General features: G+C 63.4%; 17 protein-coding genes. 3 read left to right on the top strand and 14 right to left on the bottom strand.

Annotated elements, in window-relative coordinates; all coding sequences use genetic code 11:
- Nucleotides 1-47 precede the first annotated feature (47 nt).
- Nucleotides 48-1,415: an FAD-binding oxidoreductase gene (locus BKX98_RS14190; RefSeq protein WP_052254039.1), complete on the top strand. Its 1,368-nt coding sequence runs from the start codon at nucleotides 48-50 to the stop codon at nucleotides 1,413-1,415.
- A gap of 29 nt (nucleotides 1,416-1,444) precedes the next feature.
- Here BKX98_RS14190 and BKX98_RS14185 read toward each other — a convergent pair whose 3' ends face one another.
- The 7 genes from BKX98_RS14185 to BKX98_RS14155 all read right to left on the bottom strand — a co-directional run bounded on the left by BKX98_RS14185 (nucleotide 1,445) and on the right by BKX98_RS14155 (nucleotide 6,121).
- Nucleotides 1,445-2,035 carry a hypothetical protein gene (locus BKX98_RS14185; protein ID WP_073707733.1) on the bottom strand — a complete coding sequence of 197 codons (591 nt, stop codon included), beginning with the start codon at nucleotides 2,033-2,035 and terminating at the stop codon, nucleotides 1,445-1,447.
- A 32-nt stretch (nucleotides 2,036-2,067) separates the two neighbouring features.
- Nucleotides 2,068-2,670 carry a hypothetical protein gene (locus tag BKX98_RS14180; protein WP_143181141.1) on the bottom strand — a complete coding sequence of 201 codons (603 nt, stop codon included), beginning with the start codon at nucleotides 2,668-2,670 and terminating at the stop codon, nucleotides 2,068-2,070.
- 32 nt (nucleotides 2,671-2,702) lie between these two features.
- Entirely contained in the window at nucleotides 2,703-3,269 is a 567-nt protein-coding gene (locus BKX98_RS14175; RefSeq protein WP_073707731.1) for a hypothetical protein, read from the bottom strand.
- Entirely contained in the window at nucleotides 3,266-3,922 is a 657-nt protein-coding gene (locus tag BKX98_RS14170) for a hypothetical protein (protein WP_143181140.1), read from the bottom strand. Before BKX98_RS14170 ends, BKX98_RS14175 begins: the two co-directional genes overlap by 4 nt.
- Before the next feature lie 5 nt (nucleotides 3,923-3,927).
- Entirely contained in the window at nucleotides 3,928-5,268 is a 1,341-nt protein-coding gene (locus BKX98_RS14165) for a hypothetical protein (protein ID WP_073707729.1), read from the bottom strand.
- Nucleotides 5,269-5,391: 123 nt separating this feature from the next.
- A complete protein-coding gene (locus BKX98_RS14160) occupies nucleotides 5,392-5,715 on the bottom strand; it encodes a hypothetical protein (RefSeq protein ID WP_073707728.1) in 324 nt (107 codons plus the stop codon).
- Between the two features lie 118 nt (nucleotides 5,716-5,833).
- Complete coding sequence (locus tag BKX98_RS14155) at nucleotides 5,834-6,121, bottom strand: WXG100 family type VII secretion target (protein WP_038993214.1); 288 nt, start codon at nucleotides 6,119-6,121, stop codon at nucleotides 5,834-5,836.
- Nucleotides 6,122-6,265: 144 nt separating this feature from the next.
- Between BKX98_RS14155 and BKX98_RS14150 the strand changes: the two genes are divergently transcribed.
- Together BKX98_RS14150 and BKX98_RS14145 are read left to right on the top strand one after the other, a co-directional pair.
- Nucleotides 6,266-7,312 carry an RDD family protein gene (locus BKX98_RS14150; protein ID WP_083586940.1) on the top strand — a complete coding sequence of 349 codons (1,047 nt, stop codon included), beginning with the start codon at nucleotides 6,266-6,268 and terminating at the stop codon, nucleotides 7,310-7,312.
- A complete protein-coding gene (locus BKX98_RS14145; protein WP_073707726.1) occupies nucleotides 7,309-11,763 on the top strand; it encodes an FtsK/SpoIIIE domain-containing protein in 4,455 nt (1,484 codons plus the stop codon). The genes BKX98_RS14150 and BKX98_RS14145 overlap by 4 nt, the downstream gene beginning before the upstream one ends.
- A gap of 54 nt (nucleotides 11,764-11,817) precedes the next feature.
- Here the strand turns inward: BKX98_RS14145 and BKX98_RS14140 are convergent, their stop codons facing one another.
- The 7 genes from BKX98_RS14140 to BKX98_RS14110 all read right to left on the bottom strand — a co-directional run bounded on the left by BKX98_RS14140 (nucleotide 11,818) and on the right by BKX98_RS14110 (nucleotide 22,828).
- Nucleotides 11,818-12,567 (bottom strand): hypothetical protein, encoded by a 750-nt coding sequence (locus BKX98_RS14140; RefSeq protein ID WP_073707725.1) that lies wholly within the window; start codon nucleotides 12,565-12,567, stop codon nucleotides 11,818-11,820.
- 91 nt (nucleotides 12,568-12,658) lie between these two features.
- On the bottom strand, nucleotides 12,659-13,531 hold the full coding sequence (gene xdhC, locus BKX98_RS14135) for a xanthine dehydrogenase accessory protein XdhC (protein WP_083586938.1): 873 nt from the start codon (nucleotides 13,529-13,531) through the stop codon (nucleotides 12,659-12,661).
- A gap of 2 nt (nucleotides 13,532-13,533) precedes the next feature.
- Nucleotides 13,534-15,867, bottom strand: a complete 2,334-nt coding sequence (gene xdhB / locus BKX98_RS14130) for a xanthine dehydrogenase molybdopterin binding subunit (protein WP_073707724.1) — start codon at nucleotides 15,865-15,867, stop codon at nucleotides 13,534-13,536.
- The gene (locus BKX98_RS14125) at nucleotides 15,864-17,366 is read right to left on the bottom strand and encodes a xanthine dehydrogenase small subunit (RefSeq protein WP_073707723.1); all 1,503 of its coding nucleotides are present in this window, start codon (nucleotides 17,364-17,366) and stop codon (nucleotides 15,864-15,866) included. Before BKX98_RS14125 ends, xdhB begins: the two co-directional genes overlap by 4 nt.
- A gap of 271 nt (nucleotides 17,367-17,637) precedes the next feature.
- A complete protein-coding gene (locus tag BKX98_RS14120; RefSeq protein ID WP_073707722.1) occupies nucleotides 17,638-19,140 on the bottom strand; it encodes an NCS2 family permease in 1,503 nt (500 codons plus the stop codon).
- 13 nt (nucleotides 19,141-19,153) lie between these two features.
- Nucleotides 19,154-19,639 carry a nucleoside deaminase gene (locus tag BKX98_RS14115; protein ID WP_073707721.1) on the bottom strand — a complete coding sequence of 162 codons (486 nt, stop codon included), beginning with the start codon at nucleotides 19,637-19,639 and terminating at the stop codon, nucleotides 19,154-19,156.
- Nucleotides 19,640-20,440: 801 nt separating this feature from the next.
- Nucleotides 20,441-22,828, bottom strand: a complete 2,388-nt coding sequence (locus BKX98_RS14110) for a hypothetical protein (RefSeq protein WP_143181139.1) — start codon at nucleotides 22,826-22,828, stop codon at nucleotides 20,441-20,443.
- Nucleotides 22,829-22,953: the final 125 nt, after the last annotated feature.

The raw sequence follows: 22,953 nt of genomic DNA, 5'->3' as shown, positions 1-22,953 counted from the left end.
ATCACCCAGCGGCTCCCCTGCCGGACCGCGCATGCAAAGGAGCACCCATGACCCAGCACGCAGCACCGACGCTGCCGCTCGATGAACTGGCCGCCGTCTTCGGTCCCCGGCTGAGCACCGCAGCGGATGAATTGGACCGCGTGGCCCGCGACCAGTCGCGCTACCAGCCCGAGGGGCGCCCGGCAGCGGCCGTCTTCCCCGAATCCACCGACGAAGTCTCGCAGGCGCTGGCCTGGGCGCACCGCCACGGCGTGACGGTCTCGGTGCGCGGGGCTGGGACCGGGCTCTCCGGCGGTGCGGCGGGCTACCCGGGCGGGCTGGTCATCAGCCTGGAACGGCTGAACCGGATCGTTGACATCGACGCGGTGAACCGCCTGGCCGTGGTGCAGGCCGGGGTCATCAACTCGGACCTCGACGAGGCGGCTCGGGGACACGGCCTGTTCTTCCCGCCAGATCCTGCCAGTGCGCGGATCTCCACCGTGGGCGGCAACATCGCCACCAATGCCGGAGGGCTGCGCTGCCTGAACCACGGGGTCACCCGCGACTCGGTCGCGGCACTGACCGTGGTGCTGGCCGATGGCCGCGTCGTGCACACCGGGGCACGCACCCGGAAGAACGTCGTCGGCCTGGACCTGACCAGCCTGTTCGTCGGATCGGAGGGCACCCTCGGGGTCATCACCGAGGCCACGGTGCGGCTCAAGCCGGTGCCCGAGGGCGCCGCGCAGACCTTCCGCGCAGGATTCCGCACCGTCGAGGACGCCGGCCGCGCGGTCACGGCAATTGTCAACGGCGAGTACCTTCCGGAGGTGCTCGAACTGCTCGACGCGCACAGCGTCCAGGTCATCGAGGCCTTCCACCCTTCCGGGCTGCCGGTGGACGGGCAGGCGCTGCTGATCGGCCAGTTCACCGGCCGCCATGCGCTGCAGGCCGCGCAGTCGGTCGCCGCGCTGTGCCGCGGCTTCGGCGCAGCGGACGTCGTGATCGGCGAGGGCGATTCGCTGCTGGAAGCGCGGCGGCTGGCCAATCCGGCGCTCAGCGCCCACGGGCTGCGGGTCTCCTGCGATGTGGGGGTTCCGGTGGGCGAGCTGGCCGCGGTGTTCCGCGGGATCGACGAGATCGCGCAGCGCACCGGGCGGATGATCTCCGTGGTGGCGCACGCCGGGGACGGCAACCTGCACCCGACCGTAGACGCGGAGGACACCCCCGAAGGCCATGCGGCCGCCGAAAAGGTCATCGATGAGATCACCCGGCTGGCCCTCTCGCTGGGCGGCACCATCACCGGGGAGCACGGCATCGGCAAGGTCAAGCAGCACGAGCTGTCCTGGCAGCTGGACGAGCCGACCCGTGCGGCGCAGCTGGCGGTCAAGGCCGCGCTGGATCCGGCAGGAATCCTCACTCCGGGGCGCTCGCTGTAGCGGGCAGGGGCGGGGACCAGTCCCTCCGGCTAGGCTTGCATCCACTTCTTCCGGTGCTTCACCGGGATGCGCTGGCGCTCGAACTCGTCCAGCAGCGACTCATAGAGCCCGAGGTAGTCCACGGCCGGATAGCGCACCAGGTCGACGCGCAGCGTCCCGGTTTCCGGCTGCTTCAGCTGCACCTCCAGCCGGCGGTGCAGTTCAGCCCGGTCCCAGAGCAGCTGCACCTTGGCATCATTCTGGAAGCTGATCGCGGTCACCGAGCCGATTTCTTCCCAGGCCACCTTTCGCCCGCCACGCAGGATGAGCCCGGACGCGCGGATCTTCGCATCGATGGCATCGACACCCTTGCGGCGCATGGCCAGCACCGCGGTCCCCACGCCCCAGGCACCGAAGAGCAGCAGAATGGCACCGAAGAACGTCGGCGTCCAGCTCGCCATGAGTTGCGCACGCCGGACGGAGGTCTCGGGCAGGTCGTTGGCCACGAGATACAGCCCCAGCGGCAGCAGGATCCAGGCCATCATCAGCAGCTGGGAACTGCGTTGCACCCGCGGCCAATGGTGGGCCTTGGCGGTGATGAAGTGCTTGGGCAGTTTGCGCCGAGTGCGGCCGTGGGCCATGAGTGTGCGTTCCTGACGTCGTCGGGTCCCATTCAGAACTGCTTGTGCTTGAACCGTTCCTTGGTGTGGAAGCGGCGCTCCTTGAGCGTGGCGACCAGTGCATCGAGGTGCTCCTGGTATTCGGCCATCGGATAACGCCGCAGGTCGATCTCCAGATAATGCATTGGCGCGCGCCCGCGCACTCCGGGAGACGTCGGATCGACCTCGGAGTTGTCCAGCAGGCTGATCCGCACCACGCGGTTGAGCACCGAGTAATCCCAAAGCAGCGGCACCATCGAGTCGTTGATGTAGCGGATGATCTCGGCGCGGCCGATATTCGACCACGGCACCTCCCGGCCGCCACGGGTCACCAGGCCCTGCTCGGTAACGATTACGTCGATCGAATCATCGCCGACGCTGCGGCTCGTGCCCTGCCGGCCGGTGACGATACCCACGATGCCGAAGGTCAGCAACGCCGCGGCGATCACGATCAGGCCGTAGTTCAGCCAATTGGTGGCAATGCTGCTCTCGCCGACCCGGATGTTCTGGCCCAGGATCCAGAATCCTGCGGCGGCCGAGGCAAGGCCTAGCACGGTCAGGATGATTCCGCGCTTCAGGCGTTTGGCATGCAGTTGCGGGGTACTGATGAATTTCACTAATCGGCTTTCGGTAGGTGGCAGATCTGCGGTCATGAGGTGATGGTGATCGATTCGAGCAACTCAACCATTGGATCCACCATGATTGCCAATGTCACCGTGTCCGAATCGAAGGCGTTGAGCACGAAGAGTCCGCGCCCTGCCCGTCCTGCCATCCTGATATGCCCCACCACCGACTGCGCCGGTTCGCCAGGGACGATCTGCTCCGTGGAAAAAGTTGTGAACGACTGGATGATCTCGCCGAAAGTTTCCGAGGCGACCGAATCGAGTTGCTGGCGGGACAACGACTCATAAGGCGGTGCGACGACCTCTTCAAGTGTCATGCCGGGTTCGTCGACATAGACATTCAAGGTTGCCACGCCCATGTTGCTGCCGTCTTCGGGAGCAAACCAGAATGAATGATCCGCTTGGTCATTCCGATGCTGGATAACATCGATTGCGTACTTCCTGAACAGCCCTCGGGTTTCCTCGTCGTCCTTGATCGCGGCTTCCGCGATCGAGGACGCCCACTCTTCAGGAGTTTGCCACGTTTCGTTCGGGAACACCCCGGGAAGGGGAATCCAATCAGCCAGATTCGGCTCCACCGTGTAGTTTGTCATTCGAGCCCCACCCACTTGAACGTGCCGATAATTCCGTAGCCAAGGTCTCGCAGCAACTCGATCTCCTCCGAGCCGCGTTGGGATTCGAGGAATCCATAGGTGTAGATGATGCGCAGGCCAACCTCGGGTGCCGGGTCAATGGAGCCGTCCTGTCGAGGCCGCGGCACAACAAAATTCACTTCCGCCTGCACGAATTGGCCATCTTCATGCCTTTTTTCGGCACCAAGCCAGTGGAACCATTGCGCTCCGTCAATCTCCTCGGTAGCGACGTGCTGCCCCATTGCCGCCCTGGCCACTGCCGCCGCCAGACTCGTGCCTGCATTGGCACGCACCGGTGTGATGATCAAGGACGACGGAATGACCGAATTCTCGCTGATGGTCTCAGTGGGCACGACGGTCGAAATCGCCCCCTGCCGGCGCAATCGTTCGAACGTGTCGTGGACGCTCCGGCGAATGAGCAGGACGATATCGGCCCGACCTAGCTTCTTGGCTTTGTCAGTCGCGACCTTGGCCAGCTGCGCTTCACCCTCCACGGTAACTGGATACTCACGCCAGCCTTTGGGATAGAGCATTCCATATCCGATTCCGCGATTGTTCTTGGGCGTCGGTCCAGTCATCGTGTCCTTTCCTCGAGCCTGCTCAGGATGCTTCATGAACGTTACACCGTCATGTTCTTGGCCGTTTGGCCTGTTCCGTAAACGGTGAAGAAGGTGCCACCCAAGAAATCAACAGTACCGGTGAGCAATGCTTCGTCGCGACCTCCGCGGACTTTCGTGGCCCATTCAATAGCTTCCGGACCGGCAATTTTCGAATTCTCGACGATGTAATCTGCAAGCACATAGTTCCGCGAGTCCTTGTAACCCACAAGTATGTTTTCCGTGAATCGTTCGGTGAACTGGCGGTTCTGGAATTTGTGCTGGTAGCCCTCGATGAATTCCCGGCCGGCTTGCCACTGCCGGTACGGGTGCACCATCTCACTCCAAGAATTCGAGAAGCTTGTCTTGACCTTGTTCCATGTGCTTCCCGTCGGCTTCTTGTAGGCCACCGGGAGGGCATCGCCGACCGAGTTGCGCACGATCCCCTTGGCCTTCGAGAAGGGCATGGCGAAGCCCTTCAAATCCTTGAAGCTCAAGTTCTTGATGGCCTTGGGTAGCCCCTTGGCTTTGCCAAAGCCGTTGACAAGTGACTTGATTGGCGTCTTGGCGAACTTGAAAAGCGCGCCCCCAGCCTTGCCAAAGGGGATAATCGAGACTGCCGCGATGATCAATGATGTCCAATCGCCGTCGCCGATAGCCATTTTGTATATCTCGATGCCCAGCGCCGCGATCCCGACAACCAAGGCCAGAGCGGCTGCTACAAGGGCCAACGGCCCGGTCGCCACAATCGCAACAACGAACAGGACCAAGCCGGCAATGCTCAGCGCATCAGCCAGGTGGTCGTACCATTTGTCCTGGTTGTCAGCGATCTCGAACGCTTTCTCGATATCGGACACCGCATCGTCGAAGGCGTCTTCCCAATAGGAAACTCGGCCATCGAACTTGCCCCAGAGCTTGTTGAGTTTGGATTCGGCCTCCTCACGCGCCGTGGTAGCCGTGGTCAGGTCACTGGCTGCCTGCTCTTTTTCCTCATCGGTGCCCTCGCCAATGCCGAAGAGCCCTCCGTCGGCATCATCCACGGAATCTTGTGCGGTCTCCTCGGCGTCCCTCTTGTTCTCAGCCGTTTGGTTGGCTTCTTCGATGGCGTTGATCAAGGAGCTCATGGACGGGTACCAGTCCGCGCCGCCCCGCGGGGTCGATTCGCCATTCATCGAGTTCTGGACATTATCGAGTTTCTTGGCATACTTCTCGAGCGCCGTGCCAGTGAGGCGGTAGCGGTCTGCGGCCTTGCGCAGATCCGGGAACACCTCACCCGCAGCCTCGCGAACCTTGTCCACCGCGTCTGACTTCAGGTCGCCAGTTCCCTCGCTGATCGCTTCCAGGCGGTTGGCGGAGACGTCCATCCGTTCGCCCGATTCTATGAGGGATTGTGCGCTTGTCAGGAGGCTACCGGCGTCCCCCTCAATGAGCTGGAGGGTGATCTGGGTATATGGTGACTGCAAGCTCATTCTCGATGCAATTCCCGTCTACTTCTTGGGTTTGGGTTGATCATCAGCGGCGGAGTTCAGGAAAGCTTTCATGGTGTCCTCGTCCCACTTTTCGAACCCCTCCTTGATGTCCTTCAAATGATCATGAACGGTGGTGAGATTATCCACGAGCTCACCGCGGTTCTTGTTCCAGTCATTCTCGAAGTCCCTGACGCGATCCTTGAGATCGGATTTTCCCATGGGCGAGCCTACGGATTCGGCGATGCCCTTGGCGATGTCGGAGGCATCCTTGAATTCCTGGATGCCGGTGTGCAGGTTGGTCACGATCTCGTCAAGGCGAGCCAGGTATATCTCATCGGCCACGGGGCAACGACTCCTTAAAATCCAAACGTCCACTTCGACTCATGCACGCAGCATGATCAGAAATGTGGTCGCCCCGTGAATAACGAGGCGACCACATCAGCCGGAAAATTGCGTCCGGCTACTGGCCGGCCATGCCGCGGTCGGTGTCCTGGATCTGGGTCATCATGTCGCGCAGCGCGGTGGCCATGTCGTTGATGCCATCGAATGCGGTCTTCAAGCCGTCGTTCAGGTCCTTGTAGCCTTCGCCGAACTGGCCCGAAGCGTGCTCAGTGGTGAAGTCCTCGCCGAGCAGCTTGTCCACGCCGGACTGCAGCTGCTCAAGCACGCCGTCCAAGTCCTCGCGCCCGGTGTCAAGCTTCGATGCCATGGCTTCCATTTCGCCATAATTAGCCTTGAAATCAGTCACAACAATGCTCCTCAACTTGTCGACTGGCCCGGATGCCGGGCCACTTTTTTCGTCCACAGACTAGACTAGTGTGGCAGCCGACCTGCTCTCAATGGGGAGAACTCCCCGTGGCAAGCCGGCATCGAACTGAAGTAGAAAGATCCCATGGACGTAGTTTCAGCAGCAGCACTCGCCAGATCCTCCATGCTCGGAATGCATCCAGCCGAAGCACGCCTGCGGATCTGGTCCTACCTCATCGACTACGCCGTTTCGCTGGCAGCGCTGCTGCCCGCAGGCATCGGATACATCATTTTCCTGGTGACCGGGCACTACTCCACGGTCCCGCTGGTCCTGTCCGGGGTCAGCGCACTGCTGCTGCTGGTCTACCTGGTGGTCCTGCTCATGATGAACAGCCGGAAGGGCTCCTCGCCCGGCAAGGCCGCGATGCGCCTGCGCGCCACCCGGCTGGATCCATTCGCCGCCCCGGGTTTCGGCCGTATCCTCCTTGCCTCGTTCGTCTTCCTGCTCAGCCATCTGATCCCGGTCATCGGCCCGCTCCTGATGCTGCTCTCCTGCTTCTTCGACCGGGACCACCACCGCAGCTGGCTGGACAAGATCGCCCAAACCTACGTGGTTGATATCCGCAAGGGCCTGGATCCGACCAACTCGCGGGCGCTGGCCCGCACCGAATACCTGCTCTCCCGCCCGGACCGGGACATTTCCGAGCATCTGCCATCGCTGGGCACGTCCGCCGAGGACGACATATACGATGACGCTGCAGTGCCCGCGCGTCCCCGATCCACAGCGGGCATCGTCGGAGCGCAGAACAGCGACTGGCATTCGCCAGCTGCGCCGCAGACGGGAACCGTCCGCCGCGCGGCCTTCGCCTTTGACGACGGGTCCTATCTCCCCGTTCCGGAATCCGGGCTGATCGGGCGTGCGCCCCAGGCCACGGAAGAGTCCGGCAATGAGCTGCTGGTCGCGCTGAAGGACCCGGAACGGCTGCTGTCCAAAACGCACCTGGCCTTCGGCTGCGACGGGGCGAATGCCTGGATCATGGATCTGGGTTCCAGCAACGGCACGCAGGTCACCGCCGCCTCCCGCGCCCCGCGCAATGCACCACCCAATGTCCGCCTGCATCTGAATGACGGGGATGTCGTCCAGATAGGCAGCCGTACCTTCCGCATTACCTTCCAGGAGACCGCGAAGTGAAAATCAAGGCCACACTCAGGCGACCGGACACCAGCACCATCGACGTGGTGTTGACCTGCGATGCCACCGCCACCGTGGGAGATGCAGCCCGCGCCCTGGCCGGGGAGCAGGTTCCCGAGCATCCCACGCTGCTGGCCACCGCCGCTGGCACCGCACCGGTGCAGCTCGATCCGCACACCCCGCTGGCCGAGGCCGAACTGGGTTCGGGCTTCAGCATCGAGGTCGTGCCGACCACCGATGCCTTCGTCTCGGGAGGCTCGGCGGCAGCGGTGCTGCGCGTGGCCAACGGCCCGGATGCGGGCATGGCCTTCGCGCTGCCCGCCGGCACCTCCTATGTGGGGCGATCGGAGAAGGCCACCGTGGTGCTCAACGACCGCATGGTCTCCACCCGGCATGCGCGCATCGAGGTGGGAAGCAAGATCGAGCTGGTGGACCTGAACTCCGCCAACGGCATCCTGGTCGATGGCGGGCTGGCCCAGCGCGTCGCGGTGATCCCCGGCCAGCTGATCACCCTGGGTGCTACCGAGGTCTTCTTCGAGCTGCTGCCCGGGACCGCCACCGGCCATTCCCCGGTCTATGAGAAGGGCGGCTCGATCCTCTTCAACCGTTCCCCGCGGGTGGAGGTCCGCTACCCCGGCGAGGAACTGCCGCGCCCGGCGATCCCGCAGGAAGCCAGCCCCAAGCTCTTCCCCTGGCCGATGATCTTCGCTCCGCTGATCATGGGCCTGACAATTTTCTCGCTCACCCAACGCGCGCTGTCGCTGATCGTGGTGCTGATCTCGCCGCTGATGATGCTGGGCAACCTGATCGGCCAGCGCACCCAGAGCAACAACAAGCTGCGCCTGGAAATCGAGACCTTCGAACGGCAATTCGAGGCGCTGGAAGATAGCCTGCTGGCCGGGGAGGAAGCCGAACGCGCGCACCGGCGCAGCGAGGCCCCGGCCACCGCGACCGTCTTCGAGCAGGCCGAATCGCTGGGCCCGCTGCTGTGGACCCGTCGCCCGGAGCACTGGAACTTCCTCTCGCTGCGGCTGGGCTCGGGAACCGCGCGCAGCCGCACCACCGTCGCCGAGCTGGCCGACCGGACCGGGATGCAGGAATATGTGGAACGGGTCGACGAGCTCACCGCGCAATACCGGATGATCGAGGATGTGCCGATCATCGAGCTGCTGCCCTCGGCCGGCGCCATCGGCATTGCCGGGCCGCGGTTGCACTCCGCCGATGCGCTGCGCGCGCTGGCGGTGCAGCTATTCGGCCTGCACGCGCCCAATGACCTGTGCACCGCCGCGATCATCGACCCGGCCTGGACCGAGGACCTTGAATGGTTCAAATGGCTGCCGCACACCACCGGCCCGCGCTCCCCGCTGGCCCAGGTGGCGCTGGCCGATACGCAGACCTCCGGCACCGTGCTGGTCAACGCGCTCGAAGAGCTCATCGCCCGGCGCAACGACCCCTCCGCCTACCGGCTGGGCCCGCTGTCCACCCGGCACACCTCCATGGAGCTGGGCAGGGAAGCCGGCGAGCAGTCCACCGGCGTGCCCACCGCCAAGGACCTTTCACTGGTGCTCTTCGTGACCAACGACGCCCCGGTGGACCGCGCCCGGCTTTCGCAGATCATCGAGCGCGGGCCAGCCGTGGGCATCTACACGATCTTCGTGGCCCCCACCGTGCAGTCGCTGCCCGCCGCCTGCCGCACCTTCGTGGACGTCACCGACGGCCTGGATGATGCCCGCGTGGGCTGGGTGCGTGCCGGCGAGGAAGCGGTCAAGGTGTCGGTGGAAGGGGTCTCGCGCGAGCATGCCGAGCACTTCGCCCGCCGCCTGGCCCCGATCGTGGACTCCAGCTCGCTGGTCCCGGATTCCTCGGACATCCCGGATTCGGTGTCGCTGCTGCGCATCCTCGGCCCGGACCTGGCTGAATCCCCGGATGCGGTGCTCGAACGCTGGAAGCAGAACAACTCGGTGATCGACCGCGCCGCCACCGGCCCCCGGCCGCGGCTGAAGCGCGCCGGGACGCTGCGCGCCTTCATCGGCCAGGGCACCCCGGATGCGATGAGCCTGGATCTGCGCACCCAGGGCCCGCACGCCCTGGTGGGCGGCACCACCGGCTCGGGCAAGTCCGAATTCCTGCAGGCCTGGGTGCTGGCAATGGCCGCCGAATACAGCCCCGACCGGGTGACCTTCCTGTTCGTGGACTACAAGGGCGGCTCCGCCTTCGCCGACTGCGTGGAGCTGCCGCACTGCGTCGGGCTGGTCACCGACCTCTCCCCGCATCTGGTCCGCCGCGCGCTGACCAGCCTGCGCGCCGAGCTGCACCACCGCGAGAAGCTCTTCCACCGCAAGAAGGCCAAGGACCTGCTGGAACTGGAAAAGCGCCAGGACTCGGAAACCCCGCCGGCCCTGGTGCTGGTGGTCGACGAGTTCGCCGCCCTGGCCGGAGAGGTTCCGGAATTCGTGGACGGCGTGGTGGACATCGCCCAGCGCGGCCGCTCCCTGGGCATCCACCTGATCTTGGCCACCCAGCGCCCTGCGGGCGTGATCAAGGACAATTTGCGCGCCAACACCAACCTGCGCGTGGCGTTGCGCATGGCCGATGCCGCGGACTCGAACGACGTGGTGGAGGACCCGATCGCCGCCGGATTCGACCCGTCGCTGCCCGGGCGCGGCATCGCCAAGACCGGCCCGGGCCGGCTGGTGCCCTTCCAGTCCGGGTACGCCGGCGGCTGGACCACCGACGAGCCCGAAGCCGCCGAAGTGCGCGTGGAGGACCTGCGCTTCGGCGGGGCGCGCGTCTGGGAGCAGCCCGAATCCGGCTCGCCGGACATCGAGGAGAACAACGGCCCGAACGACCAGAAGCGCCTGGTCTCCAGCTTCATCGCCGCCTCGAACGGCGCCGGGATCCCGGCCCCGCGCCGGCCATGGCTCGATGACCTCTCGGCCACCGTGGATTTGCGCGAGCTCGCCCCGGATTCGGACAGCCGGATCCCGCTGGCGCTGGCCGACATCCCCGAGCACCAGGCCCAGGAAACCGCCTGGTTCGAACCCGACACCGACGGCCACCTGCTGGTCTACGGCACCTCCGGCGCCGGCAAGTCCGCGGCGCTGCGCAGCATCGCGATCGCCGCGGGAGCCAACCCGGCGGCCGGCACTGCGGCGGTGTACGCGCTGGACTTCGGGACCAGCTCGCTGCGCTCGCTTGAACCGCTGCCGCATCTCGGCGCGGTGATCGGAGGCGATGATGTGGAGCGCATCCAGCGCGTCTTCCGCATCCTGGCCGAGCACCTCGATGAGCGTTCGGCCCGGTACGCGGACGCGAATGCCGCTTCGCTGAGCGAGTACCGCCAGGTGACCGGCAACCTGTCCGAACCGCGCATCTTCCTGCTGATCGACGGTTTCGGCCAGTTCCGCAACGACTGGGAACTGGGCCACGGCCGCGGCGAGTTCTACCAGGTGTTCATGCGCATCGTCGGCGAGGGCCGCCCGCTGGGCATCCACGTGGTGGCCACCGCTGACCGCTTCGGCGCGGTGCCCACCGCGATCAGCGCGAACATCACCCAGCGCGTGGTGCTGCGCATGGCCGACGAGCAGGCGTACAACGTGCTGGGCGTGGCCAAGGATGTGCTCAATGAGCGCAGCGTGCCCGGCCGGGCCATCATCAAGGGCCACGAGGCGCAGATTGCGGTGCTTGGCGGCACCGCCAACGTGGCCGAGCAAACCGCGCTGACCACCAGCTGGGCGCAGGAGCTCACGGCTTCCGGTGCCCCGCAGGCGGCCGGTGTCGAAACCCTGCCCCAGGAATTCGCGGCGGCGTCGCTGCCCGACACGGTCAACGGGCTGCCGGCCATCGGCCTGTCCGACACCACATTGGGTCCGTGCGGCTTCGAGTCCATCGGCACCTTCGTCATCGCCGGCCCGCCGCAGAGCGGGAAGACCAACGCGATGCGCGCCATGGTCACCGCGCTGGAACGCGCCAACCCGGCCACCCAGTTCTTCCACCTCGGCGGCCGGCGCGCCGAGCTGCGCGGCTGGCGGCAGTGGAATGGCACCGCTTCGGGCCCGGCCGAGACCCGGCAGTTCGCCAAGGACATGCTGGATCTGGTCTCGGATGATTCCATGCCGGGCAAGATGGTGTTTGTCGTGGAGAACTTCACCGAGTTCGCCGATTCGGATGCGGAGCGTCCGATGAAGGAACTGCTCAAGGCCATCAACCGCTCGGATCATTTCCTGATTGCCGATGGGGATATCAACTCGTTCTCCTCCAGCTTCGGGCTGCTCGGCGAGCTGAAGTCCAACCGCCACGGCATCGCGCTCAAGCCCGACGCCTACGACGGGGACTCGCTGTTCAAGGTGCCGTTCCCGCGGGTCAAGCGCCACGAATTCCCGCCGGGCCGCGGTTTCATGGTGCAAAACGGACAACGCACCCTGGTGCACCTTCCGCTCGTGGAGCAGTAGGCGCGAAAAAGCCGGCAGCAACGTGCAGTTGCTGCCGGCTTCGCTGTGCTGGGGCTAGAACTCGAAGTCGCCGAAGTCCCCGCCAGCGCCGCCGAGGAAGTCGCCGAACATGCCCTCGGCCTGGCCGCCGAGCTGTTCCCCGGCACCGGCCACGGTTTCGCCCAAGCCATCGGCCATGGAACCGAATTCTTCGCCAATGCCGGCAAAGCCGTCAAGCAGCGGCCCGGCAATGGCGGTGCCGATGAACGCGCCTGCCACGCCGCCGAGCAGGCCAACGCCCAGGCCGCCGGCCGCCCCGGCAGCCATGCCCAGACCGCGGCCCTTGCCGCCGGAGCCCAAGAGCTTGTCCATGAATCCGGGACGCGAGATTTCCGCTCGGGTTGCCGAGCGGGCCAGGTCCCGCGGATCCTGGGTCCTCGGGCGTTCTGCCGGCGGCAGCTGCTCGTTCAGCTCGTGGTGCAGCAGTTCTCGCTGCTGCGGGGTCAGCCGGGCGAAGGCTTCGGCATGAGCGCGTTCCATATCCTGCGGCGGAGCGGTGCGCAGCATGTAGCGGTACTTCTCGATCGCCGCCTGGTCTTCGCGCGAAGGGGCTGAAGCCTGCGAATTGCTGTAGCCGCGGTTGCCGTAGTCCTGGCGCTGCTGCTGGTAAGGCTGCTGGTAGCCGGAAGTGTTCTGCTGGTAACCGCGCTGGTCGCGATCATAACCGCGCTGATCGCTGCTGGAGCTGCGCTGGCTGAGCTGTTCCCGGACATACTGGCCAGCCATTTGCTTGCCCTTGCGCAGCAGCTTGTCGAACATGGACATGAAATCGGCCTCCTAGGCTTTGCGGGCGCGGTGCGCTGGGGCACCGCTCTCACATCATTAAACTCCCCAGCAGTGCTCCTTGTTCCCCGCATTAGACTATTCTCATCTTCGCTTCGCTCCGCGCAGGCTCTGGGTTCTGCGCGGGTTCTGCGTCGGGCACCGGCTGCTTCGCGGCACCCGTGATGCGCGCCAGCAGCTCGGCAGCCACGGACACGGCAATCACCGCCGGCTGCTTGCCGCGCACCTGCTCGATCCCGATGGGGCACTGGATCGCGGCGATCTGCCGATCGCTGAAGCCGCTGGCGCCCAGATTCTTCTGGAAACGCGCCCACTTGGCGCTGGACCCGATCAGCCCGATCGACCCCAAGCCCGGGTGGCGCAGGGCGGCATCGCACAGGTGGAAATCCTCGGCGTGATCATGGGTCATGATCAGCACGTGGGCACCGTCGGGCAGGGCGCTGAGCACCTGCTCCCCGAGCACCGCCACCGCCGGATGGATCTGCGCCACGCTGGGTTCAAGCACGGGAAGCTCCTCCAGGAATTCCGGGCGCGAATCCACCAGATGCAATTCCAGGTCATGGCGGGAGAGGATGCGGGCCAATTCCATGCCCACATTGCCCACCCCGAAGATCGCCACCGTGGCAACAACCGGCAGCGGCTCCAGCAGCACCGTGACTTCGCCGCCGCAGCATTGGCGGCCGAACTTGGCTGGAGCCTTGTCGCTGAGCTTCATGCTGATGCTCTGCGGCTGGCCCTCGCCCACGGCGATCATCTGGCGGGCCCGTTCCATCACCGCCATCTCCAGGTTGCCCCCGCCAATGGTCCCGAAGATTTCCTGGCTGGAGATCACCATCTTTGCGCCCGGCTCGCGCGGGGCATGCCCGCGCACCGCGGTGACGGTTGCCAGCACGCCCGGCCGCCGCTCATTGCGCAGCGCGGTGACCGCTTCAATCCACGAGAGCATGGCTACTGCCCCTCCCGCACCGATTCGATCGCCCAGAACACCGCTTCCGGTGTTGCCGGGGACGCCAGCTGCACGGAGCGGCCGGCGGGCCCAAATGCGGCCACTGCCTGCCGGATCGCCTCGCGCACCGAGAAGGCGAGCATCAGCGGAGGCTCCCCCACAGCCTTGGAACCGTAGACCGCGCCTTCCTCATGCGCTTTCTGTAGCAGGCTGACGTTGAAGATCTCGGGCATCTCGGAGAAGCTCGGGATCTTGTACGTGCTCGCGGCCTGGGTGGCGACCCGACCCCGGCCCGGCCCATCGGAGGTGTCCCAGCGCAGGTCCTCCAAGGTCAGCCAGCCGGTGCCCTGCACGAATCCGCCTTCGATCTGCCCCAGATCCACCAGCGGCGACAGGGAGTCCCCGACGTCATGGACGATATCCACGCGGCGCAGCACGTAGGAGCCGTCAAAGCGGCTGACTTCCACCTCGCTGGCCGCCACCCCGTAGGCGAAGTACTTGAACGGGCTGCCGGTCATCCGCGACAGGTCCCAATGCAGCCCCTCGGTGCGGTAGAAACCGGAAGCTGAGAGCTGGATCCGTTGGAAGTACGCGGTCTTGACCACGTCCGTCCATTCCAGGGTTTCGCCCTTGCCCAGCGCGGTGACCCGGCCGCCGCCGAAGCGGACGTCCTGGGCTGGAACTCCGAGCATGCCGGCGGCCACCTGCGCCAGCCGGTCCCGGATCTGCTCGCAGGCATCCTTGACCGCCCCGCCGTTCAGGTCGCTGCCCGAGCTGGCCGCGGTGGCCGAGGTGTTGGGCACCTTGTCGGTGCGCGTTGGCGCGTTGCGCACCATGGACAGCGGCACGCCCAGCGCGGTGGCGGCCACCTGCAGCATCTTGGTGTGCAGGCCCTGGCCCATCTCGGTACCGCCGTGGTTGACCAGTACCGAACCGTCCTTGTACACCAGAACGAGGGCCCCGCCCTGGTTGAAGGCGGTGAGGTTGAAGGAGATTCCGAATTTCACCGGGGTCAAGGCCAATCCCCTTTTGGCGTGCTCATGGGTGGCGTTGAACTGCGCAATTTGTTGTTCGCGTGCGGCGATGCCTGCCGAGTCGAGCACTTGGTTCCAGGCGGCTTCCAGCCGCTCGGGATGCCTCACCGGCTGGTAATACGGGGTGTCCTGCCCTTCTGTGTAGAAGTTGCGCCGGCGCAGTTCCTTGGGATCCAATCCCAGCTGCGGGGCCACCCGGCCGAGGATGTCTTCCATGACCAGCATTCCCTGCGGACCGCCGAAGCCGCGGAACGCTGTTTGCGAGGTCTTATGGCATTTGGCGATGCGTCCGGAAACCTTGATGTTCGGGATCCAATAGGAATTGTCGATATGGCACATGGCGCGGGTCAGCACCGGTTCGGACAGATCCAGGCTCCACCCGCCGTCAGCTGTCAGTTGGGCCTGCAGGGCGAGGATCCTGCCCTGCTCGTCGAAGCCTATTTTCCAGGTGGCATGGAAACCGTGGCGCTTGCCGGTCATGGTCATGTCCAGGGTGCGGTCCAGCCGCACCCGCACCGGACGCCCGGTGAGCACCGAGCCGAGGGCCGCCAGTGCGGCATAGCCGTGGGGCTGCATTTCCTTGCCGCCGAATCCGCCACCCATGCGCAGCACTTGCACGGTCACCTCATGGGCGCTGATGCCCAGCACATGCGAGACAATGTCCTGGGTTTCGGTGGGATGCTGGGTGGAGCAATAGATCATGATCTGTCCGCTGTCATCCAACATGGCCAGCGAGTTCTGCGTTTCCAGGTAGAAGTGCTCCTGTCCGGAGAATTCGAATTCTCCGTCGAAGACATGGTCCGACTGCGCGAAGCCTGCCTCGGGATCCCCCTTGGCGATCTCGGGCTGGATGCCGTGGAAGCTGCCGGCCGCGATGGCCTCCTTGATGGTGATCAGAGAATCCAGCTGCTCATAGTCGACGTTCACCGCCTTGGCTCCGGCCTTCGCCGCTTCCAGGTCTTCGCCCAAGACCCATGCTACGGGTTGTCCGAAGAACATCACCTCGTCCACCGGCAGCAGCGGCTCGTCATGCTTGGCGCCTTGGTCATTGACTCCGGGAATATCTGCCGCGGTAATCACCCGGACGACCCCGGGCACATCCAGCGCCGCACTGGCATCCAGGCCCAGGATTCTCGCATGGGCGCAGGTGGACTGCACCGGGTAGGCATGCAGCACCCCGGCCAGGCGCTGCGCGAGGTCATCGGTATACAGCGCGGTGCCGGTGACGTGCGCGGCGGCGGATTCGTGGCGGTGGCGCTGGCCGACCACTGCGGTATCGGGGCGTTGGGATAGCTGGCTCATGAGTTCTGCTCCTGTCCTGCACCCGAGCGCGTCAGCTGCTCGGCGTAGAACCGTTCCAGCGAGGAGGCCAGCATCGCCTTGCGGTAGCTGGCGCTGGCCCGGTGGTCATCCATCGGGGTTCCTTCTTGGCCCATGATGCTTGCGGCAGCCCGGATGGTGTCCAGGGTCCACTCCTTTCCTTCCAGCATCTCTTCGGTAGCCTTGGCACGCAGCGGGGTGGCTGCCACGCCGCCCAACCCGATCCGCGCCTTGGAGATCACGCTGTCTTCCACCGTGACCGCGTAGCCGACGGCCACCGATGAGATGTCGTCGAAGCGACGCTTGGAGATCTTCTGGAAGCTGGTCAGCTCGGCCAGCGGCAGCGGGATGCGGATCGCGGTGATCATCTCCCCCGGTTCCCGCACGGTCTGCCGGTAGCCGGTGAAGTACTCGGCGAGCGCCACTACCCGGTTGCTCCTGATGCTGGAGAGCACCAGTTCGGCGTCCAGCGCCAGCAGCGCCGGAGGGGTGTCGCCGATGGGCGAGCCGGTGCCCAGGTTCCCGCCCAGGGTGGCGCTATTGCGGATCAGCCGGGAGGCGAATTGACCGAAGAGCTTTCCCAGCAGCGGGACCCGTCCGGCGAGGTTCCGTTCCAGTTCGCTGAGCGTGCAGCCTGCACCGAGTTCCAGGTACTGCTCATTGAACTGGATCTGGCGCAGCTCGGGCAGCCGGTCGATGGCCAGCACCGAACGGGCGCGAGCACCCTTGATGTTGACTTCCACGCCCCAGTCGGTGGCACCGGCCACCAGCACGGTCTGCGGTTCGGCGGCCAGGATCTGCAGTGCCTGGTCCAGGTCGGTGGCTCGGCGGTAACGGCCGAGTTCCCCGGTGGGGGTGTCGGCCCGCAGGATGTCGGTGGCTACCGGGTGCGGGGCGCTGCGCTGTGTCCGGGCGGCCAGCGGGTCATCTTCCTCGGGCGCGCCCAGCGCATAAGCGGCGTCGCGGATCGGGCGGTATCCGGTGCAGCGGCAGAGATTGCCCGACAGTGCGTGCAGATCGAATCCATTGGGTCCGCACTCGTGCTCGCCGCCGTCCTCCGCGCTGACTGCGGGATTGGCGGTCCGCTCGGCGCGGTAGTATTCGGCGGCCATGGAGCAGATGAATCCGGGGGTGCAATAACCGCACTGGGATCCTCCGCGGTTGGCCATCTCTGCCTGCACCGGATGCAGGTCCGCGACGCTGCCCAGCCCCTCGGCGGTGATCACTTCCTGGCCGTCAAGCGAGGCGGCCGGCAGCAGGCAGGCGTTGACCGCGGTCCACCTGCTGCCCTCCCCGTCGCCGCGGGCGACCAGGATGGAGCAGGCGCCGCATTCGCCTTCGGCGCAGCCTTCCTTGCATCCGATCAACCGCTGCCCGCGCAGGAAATCCAGCGCGTTGGCATGGGGCGGTCCGTCGAATTCCCGGACCGTCCCGTTGACGGTAACCAGGCACTTTGTCTCTTGCGTTGCCTCGGCGCTCATGCCGCTGACACCTCCTGCGCCCGGGTATCGCCGGACGCACCATGTATGAATTGGATGATGGTCGGGATCTGGCTCCCTGCCGGGGATTCAAGGCTCGGCAAGGTGCCGCCGCATGCTGCGGCGCGATCAGTCTCCGTGCGCGATCTGGCCCTCGGACCAGGCGAGGCATCCGCCCATGATTGCCCTCCAGAATTCGGATTTTCTACATGCATCCAACCCGTCGAAGTGAGCCAGCCCACCTCGATGGATCCTTACTATAGCCCGTATCGGCTCAGGCCAGTAGGGCTGTGATGGGCCCTCGGGCGAAGTACACCAGGAACCCCAGCGCCACCACCCACAGCAGCGGATGGATCTTTGAATGGCGCCCGGCCGCGGTATTCACCACCACCCAGGCGATGAACCCCGCGCCGATGCCGTTGGCTATGGAATAGGTCAGCGGCATGGTGATCAGGGTGAGGAACGCCGGCATGGCGCTGGAGAATCGCTTGAAGTTGATCTCGCGGATCTGCGCGCACATCAAGGTGCCCACCAGAACCAGTGCCGCGGCGGCCACCTCGATGGGAACCACGGAGGTCAGCGGCGTGAAGAACATCGAGCCGAGGAACAGCACCCCGGTGATCACCGAGGCCAGCCCGGTGCGCGCCCCTTCCCCGATGCCGGCAGCCGAATCCACGTAGACGGTATTCGAGGAAGACGAGCCCATGCCTCCGGCCACCGCGCCCAGGCCCTCGACGACAAAGGCCGCCTTCAGCCGTGGGAAGGTGCCGTCCTTGCGGGCCAGCCCGGCATTCTTCGCCAGGCCGGTCATCGTGCCCATGGCGTCGAAGAAGTTCGTGAACACCAGGGTGAACACCAGCATGGTCGCGGCCAGCGCGCCAATCCGGCTGAAGGAGCCGAAGAGGTCGAAGTCCCCGGCCAGCGACAGGTCCGGCAACGAGACGATATTGCCCTGCAGCACCGGCATGTTCAGGTGCCAGCCATGCGGATTGCTGGTGCTGGCCGGACCGATCTTGAAGACCAATTCGGCAATCACCGCCAGCGCCGTGGAGATCACGATGCCGATCAGGATCGCGCCCTGCACTCCGCGGGCCACCAGCGCGCCCATGATCAGCAGGCCCACCACGAAGATCATGGTAGGCAGCGAGACGATCGACCCGCCATCGCCCAGCTGCACCGGCGGTCCGCCCGCGGTGCGGGTGACGAAGCCCGAGTCCACGAACCCGATGAAGGTGATGAACAGGCCGATCCCCACCGTGATGGCGGCTTTCAGGTCCTTGGGGATCGCCCGGAAGATCGCGGTACGCACCCCGGTCATCCCGAACAGGACGATCAGCGCGCCGTTGATCACCACCAGACCCATGGCCTCGGGCCAGGTGACATCCTGGACCACCGAGACGGCCAGGAAGGAGTTGATGCCCAACCCGGCGGCCAGGCCGAAAGGCAGGTTGGCGACCAGCCCGAACAGGATGGTCATCGCCCCGGCGGTCAGCCCGGTCATGGCACCGACCTGCGCGGCCGGAAGCCAGTTGCCTGCCACGTCCACGGGCGCGGCATCGGCACTGAATCCGCCGAGGATCAGCGGGTTGAGGATCACGATATAGGCCATCGTGAAGAAGGTGACGATCCCGCCGCGCAATTCCCGCGCCAGCGTGGATCCGCGTCCGGAGATGCTGAAGAACTTGTCCAGGATGCTGCCCGGCGTGCCCGGACGCGGCGTGTTCGCACCACGCGGCGCATCCTTGGGGCCAGCCCGCAATCGGCTTGTCGTGGTCATGGTCCCGGGCCTTCTAGTAGTCGGTCCGGGTTTCCTGGGCGTCCCAGGCCGTGAACGGCTTGAGATGCTCGTTGCCTTCGGACTGGAAGCACTTCACCGGCATCAGCGAGCGGTTGGATTTCGCCTCGAAGTAGTCGTAGAACACCGCGTCGTCGAATCCGGCCGCGGCCGCATCATGCCGGCTGGCCGCGAAGAAGACCTTGCCGATGCGGGCCCACAGCGAGGTGGCCAGGCACATCGGGCAGGGTTCGCAGCTGCTGTAGAGCACGCAGCCGCTCAAATCGAAGGTCCCTAGCGCAGCGGCCGCGGTGCGGATGGCCATCACCTCGGCGTGGGCCGAAGGATCGTTGTTGGCTGTGACGCGGTTGACCCCTTCGAAGACCTGTCCATCGGGTGTGACCACGACGGCGCCAAAGGGCCCGCCGGAGTTGTGGACATTTGTGGTGGCAATATCGATGGCCATCGAAAGATAGTCTTGGCCAGTGGTAGTAACGCTCATCGCGCAGCTCCTCATGCTTTGGACAAGACCACCGCAGCGCATTGCTTGGCGCTAGCTTCCGGTTGCGCTTGTCACCTGAAATCGATCAGTTGCATGCCCGGTAGATAGCGACCCATCAGGTGGGTGCCCGCCATAGACAGCTACGAGATTACCAACGGTTTGTGACCTACGCAACACTTCTTTTGAAATCAATTTTTCGCATCATGAACATGAAGTACTAGCGTTTTCACTCAGCCAGAAGCGTGCGACGTGGACCAGACAACCCCTTTTGCTTGCTCGCTCGAAGTGACGGCAACGAAACATTTGACGTGACTCAAACAGGACTTGATCCTGCCAATAGAAATCGCTTGGGGATAACAAGTGCTGTCCACACGGACATGCATAACTACCTCTGTTGGATCGTACTTCTGCACGAATAATGAAGTTGAAGTTTCTACTGTAACGAAATTCCTCAGCTGCTTGGGGAATGGAGTAGTGTCGCCGAACTCGGTTGCGGTATTTGCTTTTGACCTGCAATATCTCTTCGAATCACATGAACGCGTGAGTGCGCTATTCAACAAACTCCAAGCATGCCATAGCATCGCTGTCCGTGCACGCCTCGAGGCAAGGCCCTGTTAGGTAGACTGCCGTACGCTACGCAGACATGATTCGAAGACCTCTCACGCCACTTGGGCGATCCCATTGGCTACTTTGCGACGTGCACCGACCTTGATCACTACACTTCGTGCGTCGATTATATGAAATTCTACTCCCTATTCTGAGTAAATTTTATTCGCTGTCATTGTCAATGACAGATCATGATCACTTCTTCCGCGAGAGCCTCTTGGTACTTATACCTGCGGCTCTAGCCCATGCGAAAAACGATTTGCCTACGACATCTTTTGTCGACGGTGACCAATTGGCCTGATTTGCGCTCTCGAAAATTGTTCCCATTTCCTGAGTCCTAATTGACGGGTTAACGCGTAGAGCTTCAAGACCCTCTGAACCACCAGGTACACCTTCGAGTAGTTTAAGGAGCATAGTCGAATCAATCTCGCCGTCTACGACCAGGCCGGGTAACACAGATGCCTTTGATCTGTCCGCTTCAGAAACCTTTACAGCTCCCAACGCCAAAAGTTGTGCGAAGTACTTTCGCTTATCTTGTGCGACAATTAATTCATTATCAGTACTTGACCTCAGCATTTTAAGTGCGGGTCCTGGCGCCGATGTCGGGAACACAGTACCGCGAAAAAATGATGACGGCTTGGAGGTCAGCGAGCCAACTCCAGGGCTCCCATCCGGGGCCACTGTATATACACTCCCTTGCCCAACTGCCAATCCGGCATACTCCAACCACGCGGCGAAAGTCCGGGCATATGTCGCCCATGTGTTGCTTGTACCTTCGACAGCTGGAAATGCCTCACGCAGGCGATTCGCCAGGGAAGCCAACTCCACCCGGCCTTGTCCACGCTCGCTCAGCCCAAGGAATTCACTGAAGGCTCGGTGTCTACGGAGAGCGGTAGCCACTCGTTGCCGCAATTCATGCTCCGGATCTTTAGCAGCGACGACTTCCGGTATGAGCGAAACTTGACCTGACTCATTGGCCGCAAGGCCCAATTGGCGCAACTCACGTGCTGAGTTCCAAACAACATTGTCAGTCGTATCCCACGCATCCCGGATTTCAGCCGTTGTGGCTCTGCCATCATGAGCTAGAAGTTCGGACACTAAACGGGCAACTGATCTAGGCGACAAACGCAGAATGTATGAATCTTCGATAGGAACGCGACCGGTGTTCAAATAATCGCGAAAGATATCCCAATAAGTATCGAGTTTCTCGCCTACCTGGACTACTAATCTCTGGTTCAGCAAAGATTGCACGAGGCCAGCAGTGAATTTCTCAGTAACTTCACTAGCTTGAATTGGCGCGAAACGGGCCACAAAACTCAGGGCCTCCCGCTCTTTGGGGCTGAGCGAACTAAGATCTGAGTCAAATAAGTCTTGAACGTTTAGAGCTTCACCGATGAGCTGTTCTTGCGTTTTCTGGCCCTGCAGTTCGCGGATCACATGTCCCGACAGTTTCTTTAGCAGCCAAGGGAGACCTTGACTGTACTCACGAAGACGTTGGCGTAGCTCTCGTGAAAGTTTCATCTCTACTTCGCCCTCTAAACGGCGAAGAATCGTTTCTACCTCTCTCGAGCCAAAAGGTACAAGGTTTACTATCTTGGACGCTCCCCGGATCTGATCCCGCAATCGGTAAGGATGGTTTTCGATCCAGTCGACATAGTCGGTCTTCCATGCAAAACCGAGCGTCACGTGATTTGGATTTTCGGCATTCCACAGTGCGGCGTCTCTGAACTCTGTTGTAAGAGCAGGATCGGAGAACACGTTTTCAAACTGGTCGAAAATAATCAGCAAATTGGCGGCTTTAGTCCAAGTTGCTTGTTCCAATGAGCGAAGAGCACCGCTAGTCGTTGCCCAGCTGGCATCATCCGGAAGGATAAGGAGTCCGTCTTTGACGGCAGCCAGTGCAGCGTGTCGCAGTGAAGCGGCAACATAGGAAGGTGCTCCCGCAGTACGTGTGTCGAGCACGAGTGCCAACCCAGAATTCTTCGAGGCCACCTTTAGAGCGAGCGAACTCTTTCCCCAGCCTGACTGAGCGTTTAGCACAAATGGACCACCCCGATTCGTCAAATGACTTTCAAGTTCCCGTACTGGCACGTTTCGGCCTATGAAGTACTTTGGGGACGCAGGCAATTGATACTCAAAGTCTGAATGGGAGCCATGGACTTCAATCACAATTGGTGCAGGATGGGGTGCTGAAGGCAGCGTAGGTGGCTGCTGGCCTGACATCTCAACTACGGGTAGCCCCTGCGCATATGTGTGTTCACGCAGTAAACCGAGAGCTTCTGCGTTCACACCACCTGACCGTGCTTTCACAAGGACCTGGGATGCCGTGCGCGTCGTCGGATCAATCTGCAACGCTGCGCAGAAGTACCCGCTTTCGTGAATCACGAGAGCATGATCACTAACAAGATCAAGATCGACGGGCGATATCATCTTTCGACTCTGAAGAAGGTCGAAAATCTTGCTTGCCGTCAATAGTCGAAAACGGCTGTCCTTGCTCTCGATAGCCTTAGCCTTCTCAGTCGCATCGGCAGTCAGACGGGGGATGGCAAAAAAGAAACCGTGAAGTTCGCCTTCGTCGTTCAATCGTTCGGCAGCCAGCCGACCGTAGAATGCGGTCAGTAGGGGTGGTTGGGTCCCCGGAAAGTAGTCCAGTGACTATGCGAGTACTCGTGTCCGACAATGGACACAGGAGGAATCACAGAAACAAT

This window comes from Glutamicibacter sp. 0426 (genome assembly GCF_001906485.1).
Lineage (GTDB): Bacteria > Actinomycetota > Actinomycetes > Actinomycetales > Micrococcaceae > Glutamicibacter > Glutamicibacter nicotianae.
The sequence above is the reverse complement of the archived record's forward strand: the minus strand, read 5'-3'. Positions and strand labels throughout refer to the sequence as shown.

Excerpts from the sequence above, each read along its gene's own strand:
- BKX98_RS14170 (WP_143181140.1), bottom strand. The coding sequence starts at position 3,922 with ATGAAGCATCCTGAGCAGGCTCGAGGAAAGGACACGATGACTGGACCG.
- BKX98_RS14175 (WP_073707731.1), bottom strand. The coding sequence starts at position 3,269 with ATGACAAACTACACGGTGGAGCCGAATCTGGCTGATTGGATTCCCCTT.
- BKX98_RS14125 (WP_073707723.1), bottom strand. The coding sequence starts at position 17,366 with ATGAGCGCCGAGGCAACGCAAGAGACAAAGTGCCTGGTTACCGTCAAC.
- xdhB (WP_073707724.1), bottom strand. The coding sequence starts at position 15,867 with ATGAGCCAGCTATCCCAACGCCCCGATACCGCAGTGGTCGGCCAGCGC.
- BKX98_RS14140 (WP_073707725.1), bottom strand. The coding sequence starts at position 12,567 with ATGTCCATGTTCGACAAGCTGCTGCGCAAGGGCAAGCAAATGGCTGGC.
- BKX98_RS14120 (WP_073707722.1), bottom strand. The coding sequence starts at position 19,140 with ATGACCACGACAAGCCGATTGCGGGCTGGCCCCAAGGATGCGCCGCGT.
- BKX98_RS14185 (WP_073707733.1), bottom strand. The coding sequence starts at position 2,035 with ATGGCCCACGGCCGCACTCGGCGCAAACTGCCCAAGCACTTCATCACC.
- BKX98_RS14190 (WP_052254039.1), top strand. The coding sequence starts at position 48 with ATGACCCAGCACGCAGCACCGACGCTGCCGCTCGATGAACTGGCCGCC.
- BKX98_RS14165 (WP_073707729.1), bottom strand. The coding sequence starts at position 5,268 with ATGGACGTCTCCGCCAACCGCCTGGAAGCGATCAGCGAGGGAACTGGC.
- BKX98_RS14150 (WP_083586940.1), top strand. The coding sequence starts at position 6,266 with ATGGACGTAGTTTCAGCAGCAGCACTCGCCAGATCCTCCATGCTCGGA.
- BKX98_RS14115 (WP_073707721.1), bottom strand. The coding sequence starts at position 19,639 with ATGAGCGTTACTACCACTGGCCAAGACTATCTTTCGATGGCCATCGAT.
- xdhC (WP_083586938.1), bottom strand. The coding sequence starts at position 13,531 with ATGCTCTCGTGGATTGAAGCGGTCACCGCGCTGCGCAATGAGCGGCGG.